Source organism: Halopenitus salinus, assembly GCF_042662125.1.
GTDB lineage: Archaea > Halobacteriota > Halobacteria > Halobacteriales > Haloferacaceae > Halopenitus > Halopenitus salinus.
The window spans coordinates 24,727-39,853 of record NZ_JBHSXL010000014.1; the positions used below are offsets into that span (position 1 = coordinate 24,727).

The following is a 15,127-nucleotide window of genomic DNA, read 5'->3' on the forward strand; positions in this document are numbered from 1 at the left end:
GGACGGGGTGAGACGTGACCGTCCTTCGCTTGGAACGCCGTCAGATCACGAGCAGTTCGTCGACGATCACGAGGAGGACGAACCCGACGAGGAAGGCGGCCGTCGACGCGTCCGCGTAGCCGTGACCGTGCGAGGAGGGGATCATCTCGCGGAAGACGACCGCCATCATCGCGCCGGCGGCGAAGCCGGCGGCCAGGGGAAAGATCCCGGTGGCCACGGAGACGAGCGCGAAGCCGAAGACGGCGGCTGCGACCTGCGGGACGAGCCCCGAAAGCGTCGTGTAGACGAGCACGCGAACGTTCGAGATCCCGGTCTCGCCGACCGGGACCGCGAAGGCGAACCCGTCGGGGACGTTCTGCAGCCCGATGACCACCGCGAGCAGCATCGCGACGTCCTCCAATCCCGAGGCGAACGCGACGCCCATGGCGAGGCCCTCCGGCGCGTTGTGGAGGACGATCGCGGCGCCGATGAGCAACGCACGCCGGGCACGCGAGGCGATCGCGGGATCGTCATCGGTGGCCGCGAGCGAGCCCCCCTCGCGACGCCACCCGACGTACCGGGCGTGCAGGTGCGGGATCGCCCGGTTGCCGCCGAGGAGGACGAACCCGCCGAGGAAGACGCCGGTCATCACCCCCGCGAGCGTTCCCTGCTCCATCCCCGGCAGGATGAGCCCGAAGACGCTGGCGGCGATCATGATCCCCGCCGCGAGCCCGAGCGCGGCGTCGTAGCTCCGGTGGGAGACACGGGCACGAAGGAAGACCGGAACGGCTCCGACGCCGGTGAGCGCGCCCGCGATCGTCGTCACCGCCAGCATCGTCGCGAACTCGGTCATGGGTTCCGATTTAGCAAGGAGCGACAAATAGCTATCCGAGTGGCGACCGACGGTCCGAACGACGCACGACGACCTGAATGACCGTCGGCTCGCGATCACGCGCCCGCGCGTGTACGGGAGGCTTTATCAGTGGGGCTGTACTACCCTCTCCAAGTTCAATGTCAGAGGAAACAGAGTACGGCGCGGGCCAGATCCAGGTCCTCGAAGGCCTCCAGGCCGTACGCAAACGCCCCGCGATGTACATCGGGTCCACCGACGATCGAGGGCTCCATCACCTCGTCTACGAGGTGGTCGACAACTCGATCGACGAGTCCCTCGCCGGATACTGCGAGGACATCGACGTGGCGATTCACGAGGACGGGTCGGTGAGCGTGAGCGACGACGGGCGTGGGATCCCCGTCGACACCCACGAGCAGTACGACCGTCCGGCGCTCGAGGTCATCATGACGGTCCTCCACGCCGGCGGGAAGTTCGACTCGAAGTCCTACCAGGTCTCCGGCGGGCTCCACGGCGTCGGCGTCAGCGTGGTCAACGCCCTCTCGAGCCGCCTCGAGGTCGAGGTCAAACGCGACGGCGGCGTCTACCGACACCGCTTCGAGGGCGGCCAGCCCGTCGAGGGCGCATTCGAGCGGGTTCGTGACATGGACCCCGAAGAGGAGACCGGCACGACGATCCGGTTTTGGCCCGACGAGGACATCTTCGAGACGACCGACTTCTCCCGCGGGACGCTCGCGAACCGCCTTCGCGAGCTCGCCTTTCTCAACTCCGGGGTGGCGATCACGCTCGCGGACGAACGGCCCGAGGAACCGGAGCGGGAGACGTTCCTCTACGACGGCGGGATCCGCGAGTTCGTCGAGTACCTCAACGAGACGCGATCGCCGATCCACCCCGACGTCATCTACTTCGCCGACGAGGACGAGGACGTCCACGTCGAGATCGCGATGCAGGCGACCGAGGAGCTGCAGGGCTCCGTCCACGCGTTCGCGAACAACATCAACACCCGCGAGGGCGGCACCCATCTCACCGGGTTCAAGACGGCGCTCACGCGCGTCGTCAACGACTACGCCAACGAGCACGGACTGATCGACGACCTCGAGGGGAACCTCAAGGGCGAGGACGTCCGCGAGGGGCTCACCGCGGTCATCTCGGTGAAACACCCCGACCCGCAGTTCGAGGGACAGACGAAGACGAAGCTCGGCAACTCCGAGGTTCGAGGCATCGTCGAGTCGGCGGTTCACGACGGACTCTCCACGTTCTTCGAGGAGAACCCCGACACCGCACGGGCCGTCGTCTCGAAGGCCGCCGAGGCCGCTCGCGCGCGCAAGGCCGCCAAGAAGGCCGAGGAGCTCACCCGCCGCAAGTCGGCGCTGGAGTCGACCGCGCTGCCGGGGAAGCTCGCCGACTGCCAGACGCGCGATCCCGAGGAGGCCGAGCTGTTCGTGGTGGAGGGCGACAGCGCCGGCGGGAGCGCCAAACAGGGCCGGGACCGGGCCAACCAGGCGATCCTCCCGATCAAGGGGAAGATCCTGAACGTCGAGAAACACCGCCTCGATCGCGTCCTCGAGAACGACGAGATCCGGGCGCTGATCACGGCGATCGGCACCGGGATCGGCGAGGAGTTCGACATCGACGACGCGAGGTACCAGAAGATCATCATCATGACGGACGCCGACGTCGACGGCGCCCACATCAGGACCCTGCTTTTGACGCTGCTCTACCGGCACATGAAGCCGCTCATCGAGTCGGGCTACGTCTACGCGGCCCAGCCGCCGCTCTACCGCGTTCGCTACAAGGGCGAGACGTACGACGCGATGACCGAGGAGGAACGCGATCGGATCGTCGCCGAGGAGTGCGACGGGAATCCGGCTCAGGTCCAGCGGTTCAAGGGGCTCGGCGAGATGAACCCCGACCAGCTGTGGGAGACGACCATGAACCCGGAAAACCGCATCCTCAAGCGGATCACGATCGAGGACGCGGCGGCCGCAGACCGGATGTTCAACGTCCTCATGGGCGACGCCGTCGAGCCGCGAAAGCAGTTCATCAAGGAACACGCCACTGACGCCGAGTGGGTGGACATCTAGGGAGAACGCGATGAGTTCCGAGACACCGACCCCAGACGACGTTCGAGCCGCACAGATCGAGACCGCCCGGATCGAAGACGAGATGGAGCAGTCGTACATCGACTACGCGATGTCGGTCATCGCGGGTCGGGCGCTGCCCGACGTCCGGGACGGCCTCAAGCCCGTCCACCGCCGCATCCTCTATGCGATGTCCGAGGCCGGCGTCACGAGCAACTCCTCACACCGCAAGTCCTCCTCCATCGTGGGCGACACGATGGGCGATTACCACCCACACGGGGACTCGGCGATCTACGACACCCTCGCGCGGATGGCCCAGGACTTCTCGATGCGCTACCCGCTCGTCGACGGCCAGGGGAACTTCGGCTCCGTCGACGGCGATCCGCCGGCCGCGATGCGGTATACGGAGGCGCGGATGTCGCCCATCGCGGAGGAGCTGCTCGCCGACATCGAGCGCGACACCGTCGACTTCCAGAGCAACTACGACGACCGCCTCGAGGAGCCGGAGGTCCTGCCGGCCGCGTTCCCGAACCTGCTCGTCAACGGGTCGTCGGGGATCGCCGTCGGGATGTCGACGAACGTCCCGCCGCACAACCTCGGCGAGGTGATCGACGCGACGATCGAGCTGATCGAAAACCCGGAGGCGACCGTCGAGGACCTGATGGAACACGTCGAGGGGCCCGACTTCCCGACCGGCGCGAACATCGTCGGCCGGAACGCGGTCCACGAGGCCTACAAGACCGGCCGTGGCCGTATTCGGGTCCGAGCGGAGTTCGAGGTCGACGAGGAGGACGGCCGGATCGTCATCACGGAACTCCCGTTCCAACAGAACAAGGCGCGGATGGTCGAGCGGATCGCCGAGGACGTCAACGAGGGAGCGATCGAGGGGATCCGCGACCTCCGCGACGAGTCGGACCGCGACGGCATCCGCGTCGTCGTCGAGTTGAAACGCGACGCGATGGCCGAGGTCGTCAAGAACCAGCTGCTCGAGTCCCACCTCGAGCGGACCTTCGGCGTGATCAACCTGGCGCTCGTCGACGGGCAGCCGCAGGTGCTCTCCTTGAAGGAGACGCTCGAACACTACATCGAACACCGGCGCGAGGTCGTGCGGCGACGCTCGGAGCACGAACTCGCGGAACGGAAGGACCGCGCCCACATCCTCGAGGGGCGGCTTCGCGCGCTCGAACACGTCGACGACGTCGTCGAGACGATCCGCGAGTCCGAGGATCGGGACGCCGCGAGGGCGCAACTGGAGTCGGTCTTCGACTTCTCCGAGGAGCAGGCCGCCCACATCGTCCGGATGCAGCTCGGGTCGCTCACCTCGATGGAGACCGAGGAGATAGAGACCGAATACGAGGACGTGAAGGCACGCATCGAGCGGCTCGAGGAGATCCTCGCCTCGCAGTCGGAGCTCGATTCGGTGATCGAATCGGAGCTGTCGGCGATCAAAGACGAGTACGACGACGAACGCCGGACCTCGTTCATCGAGGACTCCGGGACGGTCACCCACGAGGACCTCATCCCCGAGGAGGAGTGTGTCGTCGTGATGTCCGAGGACGACTACATCAAGCGAATGCCGCTTTCGACCTTCCGCGCGCAAAACCGCGGCGGGAAGGGGATCATCGGAACGGACCTCAAGGAGGACGACCGCGTGGCCTCGGTCTTCCTCGCCAACTCACACGACTACCTGCTCGCGATCACGAACCGGGGGCAGATCTACCAGCTGAAGACCTACGAGATCCCCGAGATGTCCCGGACGGCCCGCGGCAAATCGGCGATCAACCTCCTCAATCTCGACGACGGCGAGGAGATCCAGGCGGTCGTCGACTGCGACCGCGTGGGCGAGGACGTCGACGAGGAGCGGTACCTGACGATGGTCACCCGCGAGGGATACATCAAGCGGACCGCCGTCGAGGCCTTCGAGAACATCCGCTCGACGGGCATCCGCGCGCTGCGTCTCGAGGACGGCGACGAGCTGGTCGACGTCGAGGAGACGAACGGCGAGACGGACCTCGTCATCGGGACCGCGGACGGGATGGCGATCCGGTTCGACGAGGACGAGGTCCGTCCCATGGGCCGAAGCGCCCGGGGCGTTCGAGGCATCGACCTCCGGTCCGGCGATCGGGTCGCAGGGCTGGCCGCGGTCGACCCGGACCGTCACAACTGGGTGCTCACGGTGACCGAAAACGGGTACGGAAAACGGTCGGACGTCGGTGACTACCGCGTCCAGTCGCGAAACGGGAAGGGCCTCATCGACATCAAGACGGGCACCCGAAACGGATCCGTCGTTGCGATCGAGGCGGTCACCCACGGCGACCACCTGATCGCGATGAGCGGCGAGGGACAGATCGTCCGGACGCGCGTCGAGGACGTCTCGACGGTCGGCCGGAACACGATGGGCGTGATCGTGATGGATCTCGACCCGGACGACGAGGTCGCCTGTCTCGACATCGTGCCGGCGGCGATCGCGGAGAGCGAGGATGCGCCCGAATCGGAGGCTGTCGACGTCGACGCGGAGTAGTCGTTCGGCCCTTCGATACGGCGAGCAACCGGCTACAGCACCGTCTTTCCGAACGCGCTCGCCGCCAGCTCGGTGGCGAGTTCCGCCGTTCCGTTGTGTTGATCGAGGGTGGGGTTGATCTCCACCATCTCCATCGATCGAAGGGCGCCGGAGGCGGCGACGTGCTCCATCGCGGCGTGTGCCTCGCGGTAGGTCGCGCCGCCGCGGACGGGCGTGCCGACCCCGGGGGCCTCCGTCGGGTCGAGCCAGTCGAGATCGAGGCTCACGTGGATCCCGTCGACGCCCGCGCTCGCCGTCGCGATCGCCTCCTCGACGACGGCGGAGATCCCGCGGTCGTCGATCTCGGACATGGTGTAGGCGGCGATGTCGCGCTCCTCGATCAGTTCACGTTCGGCCGGATCGACGCTGCGAAGGCCGACGAGGACGAGGTTCTCAGCGCGAAACCGGGGCGCCGTCGCCCAGGGCATGTCCGCGAACGCGCCGTATCCGAGCGCCGCCGAAAGCGGCATGCCGTGGACGTTCCCGGAGAGGGTCGTCTCCGGCGTGTTCAGATCTGCGTGAGCGTCGAACCAGATCGCGCCGATGTCCGCGTTGCGGGCGGATCCGCCGAGGGATCCGATGCCGATCGAGTGATCGCCGCCGAGGACGAGCGGGACGTCGCCGACCGCGAGCGCCTCCGAGACCTCGTCGGCGAGTCGCGAGCAGACGTCGGCGGTCTCACGGAGGAACTTCGCCGAGCCGGTCTCCGGCGCGTCGCGGTCCGAGTCGAGTTCCTCCGCGCGCGGGACGGCGAGGTCCCCGTGGTCGCGGGAGTCGATCCCCGCGTCGGCGAGTTCCTCGGCGAGTCCGGCGTACCGGATCGCCGATGGTCCCATGTCGACGCCGCGTCGGTTGGCGCCGTAGTCGGTCGGCGCGCCGATGATCCGAACGGTCATGGGGTGACCGTGGGCGGGGGCCGGCTTGAACCCCGGGGTCGAGAGTTGGATCACCATCCATCGGAGGTCGGATCACCATCCATCGGAGGTCGGATCACCATCCATCGAGTTTAAACCGGAGCCGCGAGTAGTGGTCCGTATGTCATCGATCGAGCTGACGTCGAGTCAGAAAACCATTCTCACCGCCCTCATCAACCTCTACCGCGAGGAGGACGGAGCGGTCAAAGGCGAGGAGATCGCATCGGAGGTCGACAGAAATCCGGGAACCATCCGCAACCAGATGCAGAGCCTGAAGGCCCTCCAGCTCGTCGAGGGCGTCCCCGGCCCGAAGGGCGGGTACAAGCCGACCGCGAACGCCTACGAGGCGCTCGACGTCCAGCAGATGGACGAGCCGGCGAACGTCGACATCCGACACAACGGCGAGTTCGTCGAGGACGCGAACGTCGACGACATCGACCTCTCGAGCGTCCACCACCCGGAGCTCTGTCGCGCGGAGATCCACCTCCAGGGCTCGGTACGGGACTTCAACGAGGGCGACTCCGTGACGGTCGGTCCGACGCCGCTGTCGAAGCTGCTCATCGAGGGAACCATCGACGGCAAGGACGACACCTCGAACGTCCTCATCCTTCGGATCGACGACATGCGTGCCCCGGTCGAGGAACCCTCCCACTGATCGCGTTCGGTACTATCGCTCCGGCGCTGATCGCTTTCTGTATTGATCGATTTCGGTATTGATCCTTTCGACGCCGAGCACGCCGGACCCAAAGAGCGACCGAGAACGTTCGACGATCCGGGCCCCGTTCGAAGCTGAACGGTTTGCCGTTACCCGCGGTCGTTCCGCCTTTTCACATGTCGCCGAAGGCGCTCACGCCTCGTCCGGCGGAGGAGACCTTCGCGATCCATCGGCTCGCGATGCCCTTTTTCAGGAGCTTCGCGCCGGGACCGCCGAAGGTCGAGATCGGGACGCCGGAGACGTCGTGGGCGACCGCGCGGTCGCCGACCGAGATGACGGTTCCCTTGTCCTCGTGTCGCCAGGTCTTGAGCGGGGCGCCGCGGGCCGCACGCGCGAGGTTCTCGCCGGCGACCTCGGCGGCCTGCCAGGCGGCCTGGGCGGTCGGGGGCGCGACCTCGTCGTCACCTTGGTCGACGAGCGCGGTGTCGCCGATCGCGAAGACGCGGTCGTCGCTCGTGGTGAAATCGGACTGCGCGACGACGCGGTTCGAGCGGTCGTCCTTCTCGACGTCGACGGCCTCGAGCTCCTCGTGGCCGGTGATGCCGCCGGTCCAGACGAGCACGTCGTAGGGGAGTTCCTCGGGCTCCTCGTCCTCGCCGCCGCCGAGGTAGACGGACTCCTCGTCGGCCCGCGAGATGAAGTCGCCGGTGAGGATCTCGATGTCGGCGTCCTGGAGACGCTTGCGGAGCGCGCCCTGGATCTCCGGGTCGTTGCCCGGGAAGACCTCGTCGAGCCCCTCGATGAGTTTGATCTCGATCGGGGCGCGGTGTTTGTCGCGGTACTCCGCGATCTCGCCGGCCGTCTGGATCCCCGAGAGCCCGGCGCCGCCGACGAGCACCTGTGCGGGGTCCGACTGGGTCGCCTCGGAGGCCGCCGCGCGAACGTCGTCGTGGATCGCGTGGGCGTCCTCGAGCCCCTTCAGCTGGTGGGCGTTCTCCCGGAGCCCCTCGATCCCGAAGAAGGCGGTCGTCGAGCCGATCGCCAAGAGGAGGTAGTCGTACTCGACGCTCGTGCCGTCGTCGGTCTCGACCACGCGCTCGTCGACGTCGACGTCGGTCACCCGCCCCTGCACGAAGCGGGTCGAACGGGACTTGATCTCCTCGACCGGGATCGTGATCTTCGATTCGGTCGAGGGATCGCGGATCACCCGATGGACCTCGTGGAGGACCAGGTGGTAGTCGTGTTCGGATATCCACGTGACGTCGATCTCGTCTTCGGCCTCAGCCTCGAGCGACTTGATGGCGCCCGAACCGGCGTATCCGGAGCCGACGACGACAACTTGCGTACTCATACCACAGGGTGGACGGCCATCGGATAAAGTCGCTTTGGAACCGTTCCACGCCGGGATCCGTACCCGATCGACGTCCCGTCGCGGCGATCCTCACTCGATCGAGAGCCCGGCGTGGAACCGGTCCGCGCCGGCCTCGGCCACCCGCTCGTCCATGCGCGCGAGCAGCTTCACCGCGAGACTCGCGGTCTCGACCGCACGCGAGTCGCCCTCGGTTCGGAACTCCCCGGTCGACCGGTTGGCGTAGACCGCACAGACCGCCCCGGCGCGAAGTCCGTACACGTTCGCGAGCGTGAGGATGGCGCTCGCCTCCATCTCGACGTTCTTCACGTTCGCCTCGCGTAGTTCATCGAGGAGGTCCGCCGATCCGGCCGCCTCGAAGCCGTCGAATCCGGGGCGACCCTGTCCGGCATAAAACGAGTCCGCGCTCATCGTGATGCCGACGTGATAGTCGTATCCGAGCCGCTCGGCGGCCGCGACGAGCGCGGAGACGACCTCGTCGCTCGCGACGGCGGGGTAGTCCTCGCGGACGTATTCGTCGCTCGTTCCCTCCTGTCTGACGGCGCCGCTCGTGATGACGAGATCGCCGACGTCCATCTCCGGACGGAGGGCGCCACAGGACCCGACCCGGATGAAGGTGTCCGCGTCCGCACGCGCGAGCTCCTCGAGCGCGATGGCGGCCGACGGCGATCCGATCCCGGTCGAGGTGATGGAGATCGGGACCCCGTCGTACCGGCCGGTCACGGTGCGGTACTCCCGGTGGCGGGCGACCTCCTCGGCGGCGTCCCAGATCGAGTCGACGACGTCGACGCGCTCGGGGTTTCCGGGGAGGAGGACGCTCGGTGCGACGTCCTCAGAGGAGACCTCGAGGTGATACTGTACCTCCGTGTTCGGATCCTCGCTGTCGCCGGGCATGGAGGGGCTTCGACGCGGGCGGGTAAATATCACGGCGGTGGATCCGCCTCGACCTCGCGGGCACACCTTCTTTAGGGAGGGGGCGAAAGCCCTCCCCATGGTCGAAGCATTCGTTCGACTCCAGTGTCCGGAGTGTTCGAAGGACTGGGAGGAGTCGCCGAGCGATCTCCCCGATCTCCGTACGAACTTCAGCTGCCAGGACTGTCACGCCACGCGCCGGCTCACGGAGTTCATGCGGACCGAACGCGATCTCGAGGCGGTCAAACAGTTCCAGTGATCACCTCGATCGATCGTTCACGGATCCTAACCGGGGCGAAGTGAATCCCGACGATCGTCGCCACGGCGATCACTCGCCGGTCGCCGAGACCGCGCCGCAGGCGTCACACTTGATCACGCGCGTTCCGCGTTCGGTCTGCAGGCGCGTGTCGGGGAGCCCGCATTCGGGACAGATGACGAACGCCTCGAGGTAGTCGTCGACGGCCGCCTCGATCCGATCCGTCCGAAAGTCGCCGGTCAGACGGGCGCGCCCGCGCTCGTCGATCTGCGCGCTGGTTCCCAGTTCGGTCTGGAGATACTGCAGGAGGTGGTCGGCCTCCCTGTCGAGCCGGTCGACGACGTCCTGGAAGTTCTCGAAGACGGTCGCGTGCCCCTCGGTTCTGACCTCGGGCGTGGGGACCTCGAATCGGTCCCGCTGTTCGTGGATGTCCGGCGTCTCCTCGAGTGCGCGATCGAGTCGATCGTCGTAGTCCATACGCGATCGTTCCCGCGGAATCGGATTAAAGCTTCGCGGCGAACGTGCGCTGATCCCTTGAATACGAGGGATAGGGGGCGTCTACGTCGAGATGCATGTTAACGGTTATCAGGATAATACTATAAACCTCCGGTCGCTACCATCGTCTGCTCATGAAGAAACAAGAGCTCATTCACCTGCACGGCCTTCTTTCGGAAGTACGAAAACAGTGTGAACACTGGGACGAGGATCTCGATCTCGAGGCGTACGAGACGATGGGCGTAAAACCGACATCGATCCACAAATCGAAGACCGACCACAAGGCCGCCGTTTTTAAACTCGCGAAGGGGATCACCGCACCGATGGAGGAGGCCGACTCCGAGACGCTGGCCCCCACCGCGGACTGAATCGACGACACCGACGCATCCTGCCTGACGCCAAACCGCGTAGTGGCGACGTCGTTTCGACCGGAGCGCCGGTCCAGAAGTCGCACCATCCAGCTACCGCGTCGTGTCCGCCTCACGAGCGCGTCGAATCCGTTCTCGCGAGCGTTCCGGTCCTCATCCTCACGAGCGTTCGGACTCCTCCACCATCTCCTCGAACTCGGGAAGTAGATCCTCGTCGCCGTCGTTCCCTTCACCATCGCCGCTGTTGACCTCGTGTTCATCGCCGCCGTCGTCCCCGTGGTCTTCGTCACCGCCGTCCTCCCGCTTTTCGTCACCCTCGACCTCGTGGTCCTCGCCATCGTCGTCTTCGTCCTCCTCGAGGATCTCCACCTCGAGAACCGAAAGCGGAATGTTGTGCAGCCGCTGTCCGATCTCCTTGCGGGCGATCCTGGAGGCGTGTTCGCGCCGATCCACGTTGAACACCGTCATCTCCAGCTCGAGCGCCACGAGCGCCTCGTCGGCCGCGATGAAGGCGGGCGGCAGCTCCTCCCCGCCCGGCGAGGTCCGCGATCCCATGTCGATCTCGACGTAGTTGAGATCGGGGTTCAACATCTCGCCCGTCTTCGAGATGGCGATCCGGATCGCCTCGTCGGCGTTCTCTACGTCGTATACCGGAACCGCTGCCTCGACGACGACTCGACAATCCATCGTGGTAGTAGCTAACGCACGAGGGGGTATGAAGCTTCGGCCGACCGACCGCGAACGGCCGGAGACGGTCACTCACCGCCCGATCGGAGGTAATGGAAGACGTACGTCTGTGTATAGCCCGCGACTGGCCCGCCGAACTGATCGCGGATCGCCCGTGACGTCTCGACGTACCCGCCGCGGTCGCAGTCGGGGTACCGGTCGGCGATGACCGAGCGGATCCAGGTGTCGAGCGGGACCGCCTCGAGGAACCCGAGCGAGAACAACGCGACGCAGTCCGCCACCTTTTGCCCGACGCCGACGAATCGGGTCAGCCACTCGCGGGCCGCCTCGTAGTCCATGTCGGCCGCCATCTCCGGACGGGCCTCGCCGTCGGCGACCATGCGCGCCGTTTTCATCACGTAGGGGGCACGATACCCCAACGAGAGGTCCCGGAGATCCTCCTCGTCGGCTGCGGCGAGCGCGTCGGGGGTCGGAAACGCGTGATAGGTCTCGCCGTCGAAGTCGATCGGGTCGCCGTAGGCGTCCTCGAGACGCCGCTGCATCCCGTGGATCCGGGAGACGCGCATCTGTGCGGAACAGATGAACGAGACGAGACACGAAAACGGCGGGTCGCGAACGAGCCGCATCCCCTCGTACGCGTCGTATGCCCGTTCGAAGAGCGGATCGTCGGGCGTCCCGGCCAGGATGGCCTCCAGGTCGTCGTCGAGTCGAAGGAGGTGTGTGAGGATCCCCGTCGCGTCCGTCGTCGACTCCCACTCGAGGGTGCCGTCCCGTACCCCTCCTCGCTGTCGGACCCGGACCACCGCCCGCTCGTCGTTCACACCCTCGATCGGGGGAACCACGGTGTAATAGGTGTGGTCGCCGCCGTGTGCGCCATCGGCCTCGTAGGCACGCCCGTCCGCGCGCCGCCAGAGGTAACTCTGGCCGCTCTCGAGAGTGGCCTGGAGGTCGAACGGTCCGTCGAGCGAGCCGACGTCGATCGCGCCGCGTTCCATCGTGATGGAGGAGGCGACCACGAGGTATCGGCGTTTCGATGCCGTCAAGCGGCGTCACACGGCGGCGGGTTGGTCCACGGATCCCTTTTGCCGATGGCGACCGTACCGGAGGTATGCCGACGTACCGCCGTCGAACCCGTATCGCGGCTCCCCTCGAGCGCGTCTGGGAGTTCCACTCGCGAGTCGGGGGATTGACCGCGTTGACCCCGGACTGGATGAACCTGCGGATCGACGCCGTGGTCGGTCCCGACGGCGAGGACGACCCTGAGGTCCTCGAGGAGGGGGCCCGGATCAGCATGTCGATCCGACCGTTCGGCATCGCTCCGCGACGGGGATGGACCTCCCACATCCGGCGTCGTCGATCGAAGCCCGGACGCGCGTACTTCGTCGACGAGATGACGGACGGGCCCTTCCCGAAGTGGGTCCACACGCACCTCCTTTTCGCGGACGGCGAGGAGACGGTGCTCGTCGACGACGTCGAGTATCGAATGCCGGTCGCGAGCGTGAGCGACCGACTCGATCCGATCGTGCAGGTCGGCTTCGAGGCCATGTTCCGCGATCGCCACCGGAAGACGCGAACGCTTCTCGAGTGACTACGAGGCGGATCGGGATCGAGGCTCCCTTCGACGTTCGGGCCAGTCAAGCTAAGTCGGTCGAAACCGATCGGCGGGCATGGACATCGAGATCTCCGACGTCGACCACGTGGCGTTGCGCGTCACCGATCTCGAGGCGTCGCTCGCGTTCTATCGCGACCTGCTCGGACTGCCCGTCCGCGACCGCGACCGCTACGAGGCGGGAGAGGTTCCCTACGTGGCCGTCGTGGCGGGCGGACGACACCTCCATCTGGTGCCGACCGCTCCCGACGAGATCGACGGCGAGTCCCTCGACGTCGGCGGCGAACACGTCTGTCTGCTCGTCCGTTCGGACGACGTCGACGCCACCACACAGCTCGACGACGTCCTCTCGGCGATCGAGGCGGCCGGCTACGAGGTCGAAGCGAACGAGCCGCGCAAACGGTACGGCGCCTACGGCCGCGACTGGGCGGCGTACGTCCGCGATCCCGACGGGCGCCGCGTGGAGATCAAGGTCCACTAGCGATCGGACCGACGGGCTGATCGAACCCCGGAATCCGCCGACGTTCAGGCGTCCGGACGACCACGAGCGGTGAGGTAGATCCCCGCGAGTACGACCGCACCGCTCGTGAGGGTCGCGGACGTGGGGACCTCGAGAAAGACCGCGAACGCCAGAAGCGTCGCGCCCACCGGCTCGCCGAGCATCGAGACGGAGACGAGACTCGAGTCCACGTGGGCGAGCGCCCAGTTGATCACGGTGTGGCCGAACAGCCCCGGACCGACGGCGAGGCCGACGAAGATCCACCACTCGCGGGCGGGATAGCCGACGAGCGGTAGTCCCCGGACGAGCACGAACGCGAGGAGCGCGAGCGCACACACGCCGTAGACGATGACCACGTAGGGAACGAGCGCGACGCGCTGGCGGAGGGACCGCCCGGCGAGCACGTAGACCGCCGCCATGACCGCCCCACAAAGCGCGAGCGCGTTTCCATACAGCGGGGCCTCACCGACGAGGCCGCCCGACAGCAGGTCCCCGACCGACATCCCCACCACCCCGAGGACGGCCACGGCGATGCCGAACGCCATGGTCCGCGTGACGGTCTCGCGAAGCAGCAGCCAGGCGCCGATCGCGACGAAGACGGGCTGTGCCTGCACGAGCGTCACGCTCGCGGCCACGCTCGTCCACTCGAGGCTCTCGAACCAGCTCGCGAAGTGGATCGCCAGCGCGATCCCCGAGACGACGGCGAAACCCAGATCGCGTCCGGTGATCCGCCGGAGCTGGTCGCGATACTGAACGAGCAGGACCGGGACGAGCGGGATCGTGGTGAACGTCACGCGATACAGCGCCGCCACCGAACTCGGGGCCGTGCTCAGTCGAACCAACACCGCGCCGGTGCTGATCGCGAGGATCGCGACCGCGAGTCCGAGGGCCGGCGGAACGGCGGGCGCATCCGCGCTGCGGGAAGTTGTCACGGGCGAGGATCCGGGCCGAACCACAAACGCCTTTCGGGCGATCGAGCCCGCGTCCCATCGGTGTCCCTATGCGCGTCCGCTCCCAAGGCGACCCGTGAGCGGAGACACGTTCGCGGTGGGCATCCACCTCACGGAGACGGCCTTCGAGTTCGTCGTTCGCGTCCCCTCGGAGATCGACTCGAGCTGGTCGGACCCCGACGCGTTCCAGTCGCTCGTCGAACGCGAGGTCTGGGAGCGGCTCGACCGGCGACGCGTGCTGGAGACGGTCGACCGGACCGCCGAGGTCGGAACGACGGTGTCGCTCGGAACGATCACCCTCCGACCGGACGGGACGGTCGTCGACGAGTCGCTTCGCGTGCCGCAGCCGGACCGCGAGGAGTAGGGCTCGCTCCGCCCGGTTCGTCGTCGACGAAACACGCTTCAACGCGTTACGGGACGCGAGCGACACCCTCCACGGAGTACCCTCGTGGCGGGCCCCTTCCGGGTCGGTGTGACCGCTTTCGACTTGTGAACGTCATGGCCCTCCCGCTCTTCGAACTGCTTACTGAATGACTGAATGAGTAAATGAGTGACTAATGAGTGAATGAGTGACTGAATGAGTGAAAGTATGAGTGGTCAGGCGGCGAACCAACTCTCCCAGAGGGTCTCCCACTCCAGTACTCGCTGATACGCTGGCAGACTTAACTTCCGTGTTCGGAATGGGTACGGGTGTGTCCCTGCCGCTCTGGCCGCCTTCATGCCGACGAACGGACTCGAACCGTCCCACACGAGCAACTCGTGTGACACCTGTGTCGGTCTCGTGTCCGATCCCGCACGCGCTCGCGAGAGCGCGTGTGAGACTCCGACCGTGTATACGTGCGATCCAGCTTCCGCCTGAACTCAGTCTGTGAGGTGGACCATATGACTGTGGCTCGGTCCGTTAGTGCTCGTGGGCTTAACACCTCGTTGCCTTGGTGCGCAC

The 15,127-nt window shown here is 66.6% G+C and carries 16 protein-coding genes and 1 rRNA gene; 8 read left to right on the forward strand and 9 right to left on the reverse strand.

What is annotated here, in order from left to right; genetic code table 11:
* Nucleotides 1-40 precede the first annotated feature (40 nt).
* Nucleotides 41-832, reverse strand: a complete 792-nt coding sequence (locus ACFQE9_RS14770) for a ZIP family metal transporter (protein ID WP_379746421.1) — start codon at nucleotides 830-832, stop codon at nucleotides 41-43.
* Nucleotides 833-990: 158 nt separating this feature from the next.
* Between ACFQE9_RS14770 and gyrB the strand changes: the two genes are divergently transcribed.
* Both gyrB and gyrA read left to right on the forward strand, forming a co-directional pair.
* Complete coding sequence (gyrB, locus tag ACFQE9_RS14775; protein ID WP_379746424.1) at nucleotides 991-2,913, forward strand: DNA topoisomerase (ATP-hydrolyzing) subunit B; 1,923 nt, start codon at nucleotides 991-993, stop codon at nucleotides 2,911-2,913.
* A gap of 10 nt (nucleotides 2,914-2,923) precedes the next feature.
* Entirely contained in the window at nucleotides 2,924-5,431 is a 2,508-nt protein-coding gene (gene gyrA, locus ACFQE9_RS14780) for a DNA gyrase subunit A (RefSeq protein WP_379746427.1), read from the forward strand.
* A gap of 32 nt (nucleotides 5,432-5,463) precedes the next feature.
* Here the strand turns inward: gyrA and rocF are convergent, their stop codons facing one another.
* The gene (gene rocF / locus ACFQE9_RS14785; RefSeq protein WP_379746430.1) at nucleotides 5,464-6,366 is read right to left on the reverse strand and encodes an arginase; all 903 of its coding nucleotides are present in this window, start codon (nucleotides 6,364-6,366) and stop codon (nucleotides 5,464-5,466) included.
* Between the two features lie 139 nt (nucleotides 6,367-6,505).
* Here rocF and ACFQE9_RS14790 point away from each other — a divergent pair, with 139 nt between their 5' ends.
* A complete protein-coding gene (locus tag ACFQE9_RS14790) occupies nucleotides 6,506-7,039 on the forward strand; it encodes an Rrf2 family transcriptional regulator (RefSeq protein ID WP_379746433.1) in 534 nt (177 codons plus the stop codon).
* Between the two features lie 172 nt (nucleotides 7,040-7,211).
* Here the strand turns inward: ACFQE9_RS14790 and ACFQE9_RS14795 are convergent, their stop codons facing one another.
* Together ACFQE9_RS14795 and ACFQE9_RS14800 are read right to left on the reverse strand one after the other, a co-directional pair.
* On the reverse strand, nucleotides 7,212-8,390 hold the full coding sequence (locus ACFQE9_RS14795) for an NAD(P)/FAD-dependent oxidoreductase (protein ID WP_379746436.1): 1,179 nt from the start codon (nucleotides 8,388-8,390) through the stop codon (nucleotides 7,212-7,214).
* A gap of 90 nt (nucleotides 8,391-8,480) precedes the next feature.
* Nucleotides 8,481-9,302, reverse strand: coding sequence for a nucleoside phosphorylase (locus ACFQE9_RS14800; RefSeq protein ID WP_379746439.1), 822 nt, complete (start codon nucleotides 9,300-9,302; stop codon nucleotides 8,481-8,483).
* Between the two features lie 97 nt (nucleotides 9,303-9,399).
* Between ACFQE9_RS14800 and ACFQE9_RS14805 the strand changes: the two genes are divergently transcribed.
* Nucleotides 9,400-9,579 (forward strand): DUF7836 family putative zinc-binding protein, encoded by a 180-nt coding sequence (locus tag ACFQE9_RS14805; protein WP_379746442.1) that lies wholly within the window; start codon nucleotides 9,400-9,402, stop codon nucleotides 9,577-9,579.
* Nucleotides 9,580-9,648: 69 nt separating this feature from the next.
* Here ACFQE9_RS14805 and ACFQE9_RS14810 read toward each other — a convergent pair whose 3' ends face one another.
* On the reverse strand, nucleotides 9,649-10,053 hold the full coding sequence (locus tag ACFQE9_RS14810; protein WP_379746445.1) for a translation initiation factor IF-2 subunit beta: 405 nt from the start codon (nucleotides 10,051-10,053) through the stop codon (nucleotides 9,649-9,651).
* A gap of 152 nt (nucleotides 10,054-10,205) precedes the next feature.
* On the opposite strand from ACFQE9_RS14810, the gene ACFQE9_RS14815 reads away from it, so the two are divergent.
* A complete protein-coding gene (locus ACFQE9_RS14815; protein WP_379746448.1) occupies nucleotides 10,206-10,439 on the forward strand; it encodes a UPF0058 family protein in 234 nt (77 codons plus the stop codon).
* 159 nt (nucleotides 10,440-10,598) lie between these two features.
* Here ACFQE9_RS14815 and ACFQE9_RS14820 read toward each other — a convergent pair whose 3' ends face one another.
* On the reverse strand, nucleotides 10,599-11,126 hold the full coding sequence (locus ACFQE9_RS14820; RefSeq protein WP_379746451.1) for a DUF555 domain-containing protein: 528 nt from the start codon (nucleotides 11,124-11,126) through the stop codon (nucleotides 10,599-10,601).
* Nucleotides 11,127-11,194: 68 nt separating this feature from the next.
* Nucleotides 11,195-12,121 carry a DNA-3-methyladenine glycosylase family protein gene (locus tag ACFQE9_RS14825; RefSeq protein WP_379746454.1) on the reverse strand — a complete coding sequence of 309 codons (927 nt, stop codon included), beginning with the start codon at nucleotides 12,119-12,121 and terminating at the stop codon, nucleotides 11,195-11,197.
* A gap of 113 nt (nucleotides 12,122-12,234) precedes the next feature.
* Between ACFQE9_RS14825 and ACFQE9_RS14830 the strand changes: the two genes are divergently transcribed.
* Nucleotides 12,235-12,714, forward strand: coding sequence for an SRPBCC family protein (locus ACFQE9_RS14830; protein WP_379746457.1), 480 nt, complete (start codon nucleotides 12,235-12,237; stop codon nucleotides 12,712-12,714).
* A 79-nt stretch (nucleotides 12,715-12,793) separates the two neighbouring features.
* Entirely contained in the window at nucleotides 12,794-13,216 is a 423-nt protein-coding gene (locus tag ACFQE9_RS14835) for a VOC family protein (protein WP_379746460.1), read from the forward strand.
* Between the two features lie 44 nt (nucleotides 13,217-13,260).
* On the opposite strand, the gene ACFQE9_RS14840 is transcribed toward ACFQE9_RS14835, so the two are convergent.
* Nucleotides 13,261-14,166: a DMT family transporter gene (locus ACFQE9_RS14840; protein ID WP_379746463.1), complete on the reverse strand. Its 906-nt coding sequence runs from the start codon at nucleotides 14,164-14,166 to the stop codon at nucleotides 13,261-13,263.
* A 94-nt stretch (nucleotides 14,167-14,260) separates the two neighbouring features.
* Here ACFQE9_RS14840 and ACFQE9_RS14845 point away from each other — a divergent pair, with 94 nt between their 5' ends.
* Complete coding sequence (locus ACFQE9_RS14845) at nucleotides 14,261-14,548, forward strand: hypothetical protein (protein ID WP_379746466.1); 288 nt, start codon at nucleotides 14,261-14,263, stop codon at nucleotides 14,546-14,548.
* Nucleotides 14,549-14,780: 232 nt separating this feature from the next.
* On the opposite strand, the gene rrf is transcribed toward ACFQE9_RS14845, so the two are convergent.
* Nucleotides 14,781-14,902 (reverse strand): 5S ribosomal RNA (gene rrf, locus ACFQE9_RS14850).
* Nucleotides 14,903-15,127: the final 225 nt, after the last annotated feature.

Excerpts from the sequence above, each read along its gene's own strand:
- ACFQE9_RS14815 (WP_379746448.1), top strand. The coding sequence starts at position 10,206 with ATGAAGAAACAAGAGCTCATTCACCTGCACGGCCTTCTTTCGGAAGTA.
- ACFQE9_RS14795 (WP_379746436.1), bottom strand. The coding sequence starts at position 8,390 with ATGAGTACGCAAGTTGTCGTCGTCGGCTCCGGATACGCCGGTTCGGGC.
- ACFQE9_RS14800 (WP_379746439.1), bottom strand. The coding sequence starts at position 9,302 with ATGCCCGGCGACAGCGAGGATCCGAACACGGAGGTACAGTATCACCTC.
- ACFQE9_RS14790 (WP_379746433.1), top strand. The coding sequence starts at position 6,506 with ATGTCATCGATCGAGCTGACGTCGAGTCAGAAAACCATTCTCACCGCC.
- ACFQE9_RS14825 (WP_379746454.1), bottom strand. The coding sequence starts at position 12,121 with ATGGAACGCGGCGCGATCGACGTCGGCTCGCTCGACGGACCGTTCGAC.
- ACFQE9_RS14810 (WP_379746445.1), bottom strand. The coding sequence starts at position 10,053 with ATGGACTACGACGATCGACTCGATCGCGCACTCGAGGAGACGCCGGAC.
- rocF (WP_379746430.1), bottom strand. The coding sequence starts at position 6,366 with ATGACCGTTCGGATCATCGGCGCGCCGACCGACTACGGCGCCAACCGA.
- ACFQE9_RS14770 (WP_379746421.1), bottom strand. The coding sequence starts at position 832 with ATGACCGAGTTCGCGACGATGCTGGCGGTGACGACGATCGCGGGCGCG.
- gyrB (WP_379746424.1), top strand. The coding sequence starts at position 991 with ATGTCAGAGGAAACAGAGTACGGCGCGGGCCAGATCCAGGTCCTCGAA.
- gyrA (WP_379746427.1), top strand. The coding sequence starts at position 2,924 with ATGAGTTCCGAGACACCGACCCCAGACGACGTTCGAGCCGCACAGATC.
- ACFQE9_RS14820 (WP_379746451.1), bottom strand. The coding sequence starts at position 11,126 with ATGGATTGTCGAGTCGTCGTCGAGGCAGCGGTTCCGGTATACGACGTA.
- ACFQE9_RS14805 (WP_379746442.1), top strand. The coding sequence starts at position 9,400 with ATGGTCGAAGCATTCGTTCGACTCCAGTGTCCGGAGTGTTCGAAGGAC.
- ACFQE9_RS14835 (WP_379746460.1), top strand. The coding sequence starts at position 12,794 with ATGGACATCGAGATCTCCGACGTCGACCACGTGGCGTTGCGCGTCACC.
- ACFQE9_RS14830 (WP_379746457.1), top strand. The coding sequence starts at position 12,235 with ATGCCGACGTACCGCCGTCGAACCCGTATCGCGGCTCCCCTCGAGCGC.